This is a genomic window from Limimonas halophila, from assembly GCF_900100655.1.
Taxonomy (GTDB): Bacteria; Pseudomonadota; Alphaproteobacteria; order Kiloniellales; family Rhodovibrionaceae; genus Limimonas; species Limimonas halophila.
The window spans coordinates 531,286-540,936 of record NZ_FNCE01000002.1 but is presented as its reverse complement, the minus strand read 5'-3'; the positions used below and the strand labels follow the sequence as shown (position 1 = coordinate 540,936).

Genomic DNA, 9,651 nt, shown 5'->3' with positions numbered 1-9,651 from the left:
CGAGGGCGTGGTGAACGCGCGCATCCGCGCCAACACGGACGTCGCCGCCAAGGTCATGCCCAAGGACGACGCCATCGAAGCGGGCGCCGTCGCGCTGTTCGGCGAGAAGTACGGCGAGGAGGTCCGCGTCGTCTCCATGGGCGGGCAGGACCCCGGCGCCAACGCCCCGTGGTCGATGGAGCTGTGCGGCGGCACCCACGTTCAACGCACGGGCGACATCGGATTCTTCAAGATCACGCACGAAGAGGGGTTGGCCGCGGGGGTGCGCCGCATCGAGGCGGTGGCGCACCAGCCGGCCGAGCAGTACGTGCGCGAGCAGGAAAACACCGTGCGCGAGGCGGCGGCGGCGCTGCGCGCGACACCGGACGGCCTCGTGGAGCGGCTCAACCAGCTCCTGGACGAGCGCAAGCGCCTGGAGCGCGATCTGGCGGAAACGCGCAAGAAGCTGGCCACGGCCGGCAGCGGCGGCGGCGTCGAAACGCGCGACGTCGGCGGCGTTCCCTTCGCCAGCCGCGTGGTCGGCGAGGTGCCGCCCAAGGATCTGAAGCCCATGGCCGACGAGATGAAGAAGAAGCTCGGTACGGGTGTCGTCGCCATCGCCGGGTCCTGGGAGGGCAAGGCCTCCCTCGTCGTCGGGGTGACGAGCGACCTGACGAACACCGTGGATGCGGTGCAGCTGGTTCGCGTCGGCTCGCAGGCGCTGGGCGGCAAGGGCGGCGGCGGCCGTCCCGACATGGCCCAGGCCGGCGGCCCCAACCCGGATGCTGGAGAGGACGCGGTTTCCGCCATCGCCAGCGCCCTCTCGGAGGCGGTGGCGGCCTGAGCCGCAGCGCCGAACCTCGCCGCAAAGCCTCACCACAAAGACGGCCCGCGGCGTTACGGCGCCGCGGGCTTTTTCGCGTCCGCGCCGGCTTGGCGGCGATGCGCCCGGTGGACCGGCGTCTCGATCGTCAAGGCGGGAAATCGGACACGGCCGGGTTGTCACAACGTTCGGACAAAACCCTCACACGGCGTGGTGTTAAGCTTTCCGGGCGGCGTGTGCTACGTTTTGTCGCAGGCTATGCCGACTGTGGCCGGGGAGCCGATGGAACAAAGCCAGGGGTTGTTTCTGCAAACCCCCGAGCAACAGACATTCGCCGAGCACGTGGGCCGCTTGCGCGAATTGGCGGCTGAATTGAACGCCGTGGCCCCGCAGCAGGCCGAAGCGTGCCGGACGGCCGCGGATGTGCTGGAAAGTCTGTGCGAAGGGGTTGTGCCGGTTCCGCAGCAACACGACGCCTGACGGACCGGTCCGGCGGTTCGGCTGTGCCGGCGTGGCCCCGCGGCCGTGGCCCATCTGGCCCGCGACCGCGGGGCGCGATGGGACGGCCTCAGGAGCCACTCTCGGCGGGCGCGTTGAGTTCCTGCTGTAGGGTGCGCTCGACGGCGTCGAGGAACTCGCGCGTCGTCAGCCAAGCCTGGTTCTCACCGGCGAGCATGGCGAGATCCTTCGTCATCTCGCCGTTCTCGACGGTGCGGACACAGGCCCGCTCCAGCGCTTCGGCATAGCGGCCGACCTCGGGCGTGCCGTCCATCTCGCCGCGGAACTTCAGCCCGCGCGTCCAGGCGAAGATCGACGCGATCGGGTTCGTCGAGGTTTCCTTGCCTTGCTGGTGCTGGCGGTAGTGCCGCGTCACCGTGCCGTGCGCCGCCTCGGTTTCGACGATGTTGCCGCTGGCCGTCATGAGAACCGAGCTCATCAGCCCCAGCGAGCCGAAGCCCTGGGCCACGGCGTCCGACTGCACGTCGCCGTCGTAGTTCTTGCAGGCCCAGACGAATTCGCCGTGCCAGCGCATCGCGGCGGCGACCATGTCGTCGATCAGGCGGTGCTCGTAGAAGATGCCGGCCTTTTCGAAGCTCTTGCGGAACTCGTTCTCGTAGACCTCTTCGAAGATCTCCCGGAACCGGCCGTCGTAGGTCTGCAGAATGGTGTTCTTGGTGGAGAAGTACACCGGCCAGCCGCGCTGCAGCCCATAGTTCAGACAGGCGCGCGCGAAGTCGCGGATGGACTCGTCCAGGTTGTACATCCCCATGGCGACGCCGGTGTCCGTGAACTCATGCACGGTGTATTCCTGGGGATGGCTCCCGTCGGCGGGCTCGAAGCGCATCTTCAGACGCCCGGGCTGCGAGATCTGGATGTCGCAGGCCTTGTACTGGTCGCCGTGGGCGTGGCGGCCGATGACGAACGGCTTCGTCCAGTTGGTCACGTAGCGCGGGACGTTCTCGCAGATGATGGGCTCACGAAAGACGGTTCCGCCCAGCACGTTGCGGATCGTGCCGTTGGGCGAGCGCCACATCTTCTTCAGGCCGTATTCCTTCACGCGCGCCTCGTCCGGCGTGATCGTGGCGCACTTCACGCCCACGCCATAGCGCCGGATCGCGTGCGCGCAGTCGGCCGTCACGCGGTCGTTCGTGGCGTCGCGGTTCTCGATGCCCAGGTCGTAGTACTGCAGGTTCACATCCAGATAGGGGTGAATGAAGCGATCCTTGATCCAGGACCACATCACCCGGGTCATCTCATCCCCATCGATGTCGACGATGGGGTTGGCGACCTTGATCTTCGCCATCAGCAATCCCCCTGCTGCCGCCGTGTGATGTCTGCCGCCGGCGCGGCGTCGCGCGGTGAGCGCCCGCTGCCGCGGCGTCGAGGTTGGTTTGGCCGTGCTCGCGGCGCGCGGCCACGATAGCAATGCGCCCGGCCGGATAATACCACGGCAAAAAGCCGGGTCAGGCGCGGTCGAGCCCGGTTGCCGCGGTGGCGCGCGGTGTGTGCGTCAAGATGCCCATGGCCTCGTCGACGCTGCCGGCGCGCTGGAACAGGTTCGGTTCGGTCTCGCCAAGAAAGCCGGCCGCGCGCTGGTGCGCGAAGAGCTGCATCAGCGGGTCCCAGAAGCGGCCGTTGTCCAACAGCACCACCGGCTTGGTGTGAAGGCCGAGCTGCTTCCACGTCAGGATCTCGATCGTCTCGTCCAGGGTGCCGATCCCGCCCGGCAAGACGCAAAAGCCGTCGGCGCGTTCGGCCATGAGCCGCTTGCGCTCGTGCATCGAGTCCACGACCACCAGGTCGTCGACGGCCTCGTCCGCCAGCTCGCGGGCACGCAGGTGGTCGGGGATGATCCCGGTCACCGCGCCGCCGGCCGCGCGGGAGGCTTCGGCCAGCGCGCCCATGAGCCCGATGCTGCCGCCCCCGAAGACGACGCGAATGCCGTTCGCGGCGCAAGCCCGGCCGAGGGCACGTGCGGTTTCGAGGTGGTCAGCCGCCAGCCCGGCCTGTGAGCCGCAATACACACAGATACTGCTGCATGACGACGCGTCGCCTTGGGTCATGCCTCGACACCCGTTAACTGATATACCACATCTCGGTTGCTATACTCGTGCGACGTGATGGCGACACCGTCACGACCTGTCCAGAACGGGATGGACCCAGCCGATGCGCCACACCATCCGCCCGTATGTCATCACCGGGATCCTCGGCGCGATTGTCCTTGCGGTCGCAGCCGGTGTGGTTCACCGCCTCGGCTTCTTCGAAAGCCGTGACACGGCCACCGGCTCCACCCCGGCGTCGACGGCCGAGGCCGGCGACCGCGGCTCGGAGAGCACCGGCGCGGATGCTGCGCCGCAAGATGACGCTTCGCAAGAGAAAGACACCGCGGCACAAGACACTGCGGATAGCGACCGTCAGGACGCTCCGGCCGCGGATACCGGGGCGACACGCGAAACGGCCCAGGCCGTGAAACCACAGGCGCCGGCGATCGCGCTCAATGCGGCGGGGCGGGATCGGGACGCCCCGGGGGCCGGCGAGCGTCCCGACGAACCGGCACTCGGCAGCGAAACCGGCGCGCCAGCGGAAGAGCGGGCGGCCACGGCGCCGGCCCGTGACGCTCAGCCCGGCGCAATCTCGGCCGAGCCCGCGAAGCCGGCCAAGCCCACGATTGCGCTGGATGCGAGGGCGCCCGACCGTGACGGCACGATCTCCGCAGGCCGAACCGAAAAGGCCGTGTCGGCCAATGAAAGCACGGCCACAGCCGACGACAAGGCGGCCGTGGCGCCGACGGATGCGGTGGCGCCGGATGGCACCGCCACCACCGCGGACCCTACGGCGGCCGACGCGGGGGGTGATGCCCCGCGGCCCGTCGCGGGCAAGCCGGATCGGCCGACAGCCGGGGCGCGCGGCGATGGTGACACCGCCGACGCGCCGCGGGTTGTGAAGCCGGCCATCGGGCGCACGCAGACCGGCGCCCGCGAGACGCCGGCCGCTGCGGTTGCCCCGCCGGCCATACCGGCGAGGGACGCGCGATCTCGTGACCGGCTGGCTGCCGGGAGCTCACCGGCTGTCAACCCGCCGGATTGGCTGCCGACGCCGACCGGTCCTGCGTCGGCACGCGCAGGTGCGGACACTGCAGCAGTGGCGCCCGAGAAGCCCGAGATCCGGGTTGAAGCCCGACCGCGATCGGCGTCCCGCAGGGATGAGAGCAAGACAGCCGCGACGGCGAACGACGGCGCGGACAAGGACAGTCAGGCGCCCAGCTTCGACATCGTTCGCGTCGATCCCGAGGGCGATGCCGTTGTCGCCGGCCGCGCGCCACCGCACAGCCGCGTTACCTTGATGGACAAGGACGAACCCGTGGCTCGAACGCGCGCCAATAGCAACGGTGAGTTCGTCGCCATCCCCCCGGCCGGTTTGGACGGGGGCAAGCGGCGGCTGACGCTGCGCGCCGAGGCTGAGAGGGGCGACACGCGCGTATCGCCGAACGCCGTCATGGTCGCCGTCCCCGAGGCGCGCGACGATGGCGGCGCGGAGCAGGGCGGTCCGGCGCAGAAGCTCACGGCAATCCAGGTTCCGCGGAAGGGCGAGGGCCGCGTCGAGCTGCTTCAGCAACGCGCCGGGGGTATCGGGGATCAGGGCGGTACACTGCGCCTCGGGACCATCCGCTACACCGTCAGCGGCCACATCGACGTGCGCGGTCGCGCCACACCGGGCGATCTCGTGGTGCTGATCGTGGATGAGCGTACCATGGGCCGGGCGCGAGTCGGCGCTGACGGCCGTTGGCGGATCATTCCCGCTGATACGCTCGAACCCGGCATGCATCGGGTGCGCATCGAGCAGCGCGACAGCAACGGCAGTGTGGTTGCGAGCGTAACCACGCCCTTTTCCAGCCAGCCGCTGGTGGGAGCGCGCGCCGATTCCGATTTTGTCGTGATTCAGCCAGGCAACAATCTGTGGTCGATTGCCGAACGCACCTACGGCGTTGGCAACCGGTACCATGTGATCTATCAGGCCAATGCTGGCCAGATCGAGGACCCGGACCTGATCTATCCAGGCCAAGTTTTCATGCTGCCGCAGCGGGACGGGTAAGCCCGGCGTTACGTCAGCGGCGCCGAGGATCGCTGAAGCGTCGGGCCCAGGAGATCCAGATAGGGCCGCGCGTCCAGCAGCAGTGCAACGATTGTGGAAACCACGTTCGCCGGGGTCCGCGGCCGCGGCGGCTCCATCCACATTTCGAGATGAACCTGGGAGTGGTTGTCGCGCACCATGCGGCCCCGGTTCAGGCGTGCCTGGGCCAGGACCGTGCGGGCAAGCCGGCGGCAGTACACACTCTCAGCGGAATAGGGGATGGCGCCGAGCGTCGCGCGCAGAACCAGTGGCGTTTCGGGTTCCGCGGGCACGTTCGCCACGAAGCTGTAGCCGTGGTAGCTGAAGGTCAGCGTGACGGGGTTCGCGTCGGAGCGATGCTGGAGTAGCCCCTGCGGATCCATGACCAAATCGCCGACCTCGACGGGGCGTTCCGTCTCGGCGATCACGCGCAGGATGGGCGTGTCTTCGGTGTCGGTCTCAGCCACGGTGGTGTCCATCCGCTTCGAATCCCGTTGCGACCCGTTCAGAGCGTGGCGCGCCGGCCATTAACGCCACGTAAAGGGCGCGGTGCCGCCCAGAACGACATACGGATCATGGCGTTCGCATGCCGAAATGAAAAGGGCCCGGCACTGCGGCCGGGCCCAGGTTGCGTCCGGTCTCGGTCGCGTGGCGACGCAGTTACTCGATCTCGCCCGTGACCCAGTAGTCCACGCGCTTCTGGTGGTTCTCGATGTACTTGTCCACGGCCTCCTCATAGGAGGTTTCCTGGGCATCGAACATCGCGGCCTGCAGCTCCTCAAGCGGCAGGTTCATGCGGGCCAGGGTCATCGCGGCGTCGATGTTCTCCTGATAGAAGCCCTCACGCGCGATCGCGTGGATGCGCTCGAAGCTGCCGAGGCTGCCCTTGGGGTCCTTCAGGAAGCGAAGATCCCAGCGGCCGAACTTCCAATGCGGCGTCCACCCGGTGACCACGATCCACTCCTCGTTGTCGACAGCGCGCTTGAGGGCGGCCGTCATACCGGCACCGCTGGAGGTCTGCAGGTTGAAGCCGACATCCTTGAGGCCGTACTCCTCGATGGCCTTCTTGGAAAGCCGGGTCAGACCGGCACCCGGATCGATGCCCGTGATCGTGCCGTCCAGCTTGTCCGCCATCTTCTCGCTCTTGAGATCGGCGATGGAATTCAGCTGGTCCTTCGGGACGTAGTCCGGCACGATCCAGCCGAGCCGCGAATGCCCGTACAGAATGCCCAGGTTCACGACCTTGTTGCCGACGTCGCTCATGTAGTCGGAGTGGGTGCTGGGCAGCCAGGACATCAACATGACGTCGATGTCGCCACTGGCCACACCCTGGTACTGCGGCGCGATACCGGTCTGAACCAGCTCGACTTCCTCGTCCACGCGGTTCTCGAGAATCTGCTTGGCGAGCTTGGTCACGAACTCAGCGTCGGACCACGCGGTCCAGCCGATCTTCACTTTCGCAGCGGCCGGCGACGCCGCCATGGCAAAGGCGGTCACGGCCGCAACGAACGTCTTCTTTCCGGTGTTAAGCATAGAGGGTCCTCCTCGTTCGCATTCTTGGCTTTTTTATCCGCCTCCCTTGTGGAAGCGGCAGGACCGGCGGCCAGCCCGCCGATCCCCCGCGTCGCGACTTCCGCTGCGTTTACGAAGCCGCGCGACCCGTCTCGGTCTCGCCTTCCTCGGCGGCACGCTGCTGACCGCCGCGGGCAAGGCGCATGACCTTGGTGATCAGGCCTTCTCCCTGCCTGACCTTGCCAAAGCTCTCCGTCAACCGGTCAAGCAGAATGGCCACGATGACGACGCCCAGGCCGCCTTCGAAACCGAGGCCGGTGTTCATCCGCTGAATGCCCGTGACGACCGTCTGTCCCAGGCCGCCGGCACCGATCATGGCGGCGATAACCACCATCGACAGGGCCAGCATGATGGTCTGGTTCACGCCCTGCATGATGTTGGGTAGCGCCAAGGGCAGCTGAACCTTGTAGAGCAGCTGACGGTCGGTGCACCCGAACGCCAGGCCGGCTTCGACGTGCTCCGCGCTGACCTGGCGGATGCCCAGATTCGTCAGGCGAACGGCCGGGGGCATGGCGAAGATGACGGTTGCGATCGCGCCCGGCACCTTACCCAGGCCAAAGAAGATGACGGCCGGGATGAGGTACACGAAGGGCGGCATGGTCTGCATGAAGTCCAGAATCGGGCGGATGATGGCTTCGACCGTGTTGCTCTTGGCCATCGCGATGCCCGTCGGGAAGCCGATGAGCAGCGCCACCAAGCTGGAGGCGATGACCAGCGCCATCGTGGACATCGTCTCTGTCCAAAGATTCATGCCCCAGATCAGGACGACCGCGACGGCAACGAAGATGCCGAAGCGCCAGCCGACGCGCCAAAGCGCCAGCAGGAGGATCAGGATCGCGAGGATCACCGGCGGAATGTTCAGGAAGATGTATTCTAGTCCTTCGGCGAAAAACCCGATCACCGCGCGGATGGCGTCCAGCAGCGGCCCGAGGTTCTGCTGGATCAGCTCCACCAGCCATTCAATCGCGCCGCCGACATCGATTTTGATCCACTCTCGAATTCCGAGGTCCATGGCTCAGCCCGTCCTATCCAGTGTCTGCAGCAGCGAAGCCTTCGTGACAGCGCCCAGGTACTTGCCGTTGCCGTCGGCAACCGCCACCGGATGGCTGGACTGGGCGACCTGGTGAAGCACGTCGGAGAGCGCTGCGTCAGCCCCGATCGCGGAAGCGTCCTGAACGAAGGCGTCCTTGATGGTGCCCGACTGCTTGCTCGCCTTGTTCAGGCTGTCGCGGGTGGCCAGGCCCTGGAACGAGCCCTGCTTGTCGATGACCACCGCGGCTTCCTGGCCATTGGTGCGAACTGTCTCCAGGACCGTGCCGGCGGCCTCGTCGGCGTTCTCGCTGACGTAGATGCTGTCGTTGCGGCAGATGTCGCCGGCCGAGAACACCTGGGTGACGTCCACGCCCTTGAAGAAGGCGCTGACGTAGTCGTCGGCGGGCTGGGTGACGATCTCCTCGGGCGTGCCGATCTGGACGATGCGCCCGTCCTCCATCACCGCGATGCGGTCGCCGATGCGCATGGCCTCGTCGAGGTCGTGGGTGATGAAGACGACCGTGCGCCGGCTCTCGTGCTGCAGGCGCAACAACTCGTCCTGCATCTCCGTGCGGATCAACGGGTCGAGGGCGGAGAACGCCTCGTCCATCAGCATCACGGTGGGATCGTTGGTCAGCGCGCGGGCGAGGCCGACACGCTGCTTCATGCCCCCGGACAGCTCCGAGGGATAGCTGTTGGCGTTGGCCTTCAGCCCCACGGCGTCCAGCGCCTTCAGCGCCCTGTCGAAGCGCTCTTCGCGGCCGACACCGGCGACGTCCAGGCCGAACGAGGCGTTTTCGATCACGGTCTGGTGCGGCATCAGCGCGAAGGACTGGAAGACCATCGCCATCTTGTTCCGGCGTATCCGGATGAGGTCGTCCTTGCTCATCTGGGCGATGTCTTCACCGTCGATCTCCACGCTGCCGAAGGTGGGGTCGATCAGACGGTTGAGCATGCGGACGAGGGTGGACTTGCCCGAGCCGGACAACCCCATCACGACGAAAACCTCTCCTTCCTTCACGGAGAAGTTTGCGTCCTGAACACCGACGGTGTTCCCCGTCTCCTTGAAGATTTCGTTTTTCGACTTCCCCTGTTGGACCAGCTCGTACGCTTGGTCCGGGCGAGGGCCGAAAATTTTGTAAAGGCCTCTACAAACGACCTTGTCATTCGTCATCGAGGAACGAGCCCCCTATCCTGTCCTTTTTGTGTCGGCTTCCGAGATTGCGTCTGCTCGCGTAACCTGTCCGGCTGACAGTTTTGAGGACGTAATACGTTGCATCTCTCCGTCGACCGAACGGACAACCGCACTCCCTTTGGGCGCCGGAGCATGGAGTTGTCAAGGCGATCCGCTTAAAACAGTAGCGTACTGGCGCGGGCATGTACACGGCACACTGCCGGCGGCCCACGCCACTCGCGCGAGCTCGCAAGCCCCTTGCGAATCGGCGGTAGAGCTTGGGTCGCGCCAATGGCAGCCGCGCGCCGGCGGCGGCGCCCCGCCGCGCCAGTGAACCACGCGCCGGAAAGTCATTGCCCTGTTTTCGAGAAAAAACGTCTTCAGGCGTTTTTGTGACTCGCAAGCCGGGGGTCTGGCGTGGTACCCTTCGGGTTCAGATCAAAACGGGCGCAACGAGCGG

Annotated in this window: 9 protein-coding genes; 3 read left to right on the top strand and 6 right to left on the bottom strand. The window is 66.7% G+C overall.

Annotation, left to right across the window (positions count from 1 at the left end; genetic code table 11):
- Together BLQ43_RS05525 and BLQ43_RS05520 are read left to right on the top strand one after the other, a co-directional pair.
- The coding region (locus BLQ43_RS05525) for a DHHA1 domain-containing protein (protein WP_245659460.1) at positions 1–823 on the top strand (823 nt) is incomplete at its 5' end.
- 261 nt (positions 824–1,084) lie between these two features.
- Entirely contained in the window at positions 1,085–1,282 is a 198-nt protein-coding gene (locus BLQ43_RS05520) for a hypothetical protein (protein WP_143006167.1), read from the top strand.
- A gap of 88 nt (positions 1,283–1,370) precedes the next feature.
- Here the strand turns inward: BLQ43_RS05520 and BLQ43_RS05515 are convergent, their stop codons facing one another.
- Together BLQ43_RS05515 and BLQ43_RS05510 are read right to left on the bottom strand one after the other, a co-directional pair.
- Positions 1,371–2,606 (bottom strand): NADP-dependent isocitrate dehydrogenase, encoded by a 1,236-nt coding sequence (locus BLQ43_RS05515; RefSeq protein WP_090019107.1) that lies wholly within the window; start codon positions 2,604–2,606, stop codon positions 1,371–1,373.
- 160 nt (positions 2,607–2,766) lie between these two features.
- On the bottom strand, positions 2,767–3,366 hold the full coding sequence (locus BLQ43_RS05510; RefSeq protein ID WP_090019106.1) for an LOG family protein: 600 nt from the start codon (positions 3,364–3,366) through the stop codon (positions 2,767–2,769).
- A 103-nt stretch (positions 3,367–3,469) separates the two neighbouring features.
- Here BLQ43_RS05510 and BLQ43_RS14825 point away from each other — a divergent pair, with 103 nt between their 5' ends.
- Positions 3,470–5,395, top strand: a complete 1,926-nt coding sequence (locus tag BLQ43_RS14825) for a LysM peptidoglycan-binding domain-containing protein (RefSeq protein ID WP_090019105.1) — start codon at positions 3,470–3,472, stop codon at positions 5,393–5,395.
- An 8-nt stretch (positions 5,396–5,403) separates the two neighbouring features.
- Here BLQ43_RS14825 and BLQ43_RS05500 read toward each other — a convergent pair whose 3' ends face one another.
- The 4 genes from BLQ43_RS05500 to proV all read right to left on the bottom strand — a co-directional run bounded on the left by BLQ43_RS05500 (position 5,404) and on the right by proV (position 9,191).
- Positions 5,404–5,880: a hypothetical protein gene (locus tag BLQ43_RS05500; RefSeq protein WP_143006166.1), complete on the bottom strand. Its 477-nt coding sequence runs from the start codon at positions 5,878–5,880 to the stop codon at positions 5,404–5,406.
- 193 nt (positions 5,881–6,073) lie between these two features.
- Positions 6,074–6,946, bottom strand: a complete 873-nt coding sequence (locus tag BLQ43_RS05495) for a glycine betaine ABC transporter substrate-binding protein (RefSeq protein WP_090019103.1) — start codon at positions 6,944–6,946, stop codon at positions 6,074–6,076.
- A gap of 109 nt (positions 6,947–7,055) precedes the next feature.
- Positions 7,056–7,997, bottom strand: coding sequence for an ABC transporter permease (locus BLQ43_RS05490; protein ID WP_090019102.1), 942 nt, complete (start codon positions 7,995–7,997; stop codon positions 7,056–7,058).
- A gap of 3 nt (positions 7,998–8,000) precedes the next feature.
- Positions 8,001–9,191: a glycine betaine/L-proline ABC transporter ATP-binding protein ProV gene (proV, locus tag BLQ43_RS05485; RefSeq protein WP_090019101.1), complete on the bottom strand. Its 1,191-nt coding sequence runs from the start codon at positions 9,189–9,191 to the stop codon at positions 8,001–8,003.
- Positions 9,192–9,651 lie beyond the last annotated feature (460 nt).

Coding starts and splice junctions, on each gene's coding strand:
- BLQ43_RS14825 (WP_090019105.1), top strand. CDS start 3,470: ATGCGCCACACCATCCGCCCGTATGTCATCACCGGGATCCTCGGCGCG.
- proV (WP_090019101.1), bottom strand. CDS start 9,191: ATGACGAATGACAAGGTCGTTTGTAGAGGCCTTTACAAAATTTTCGGC.
- BLQ43_RS05495 (WP_090019103.1), bottom strand. CDS start 6,946: ATGCTTAACACCGGAAAGAAGACGTTCGTTGCGGCCGTGACCGCCTTT.
- BLQ43_RS05490 (WP_090019102.1), bottom strand. CDS start 7,997: ATGGACCTCGGAATTCGAGAGTGGATCAAAATCGATGTCGGCGGCGCG.
- BLQ43_RS05515 (WP_090019107.1), bottom strand. CDS start 2,606: ATGGCGAAGATCAAGGTCGCCAACCCCATCGTCGACATCGATGGGGAT.
- BLQ43_RS05520 (WP_143006167.1), top strand. CDS start 1,085: ATGGAACAAAGCCAGGGGTTGTTTCTGCAAACCCCCGAGCAACAGACA.
- BLQ43_RS05510 (WP_090019106.1), bottom strand. CDS start 3,366: ATGACCCAAGGCGACGCGTCGTCATGCAGCAGTATCTGTGTGTATTGC.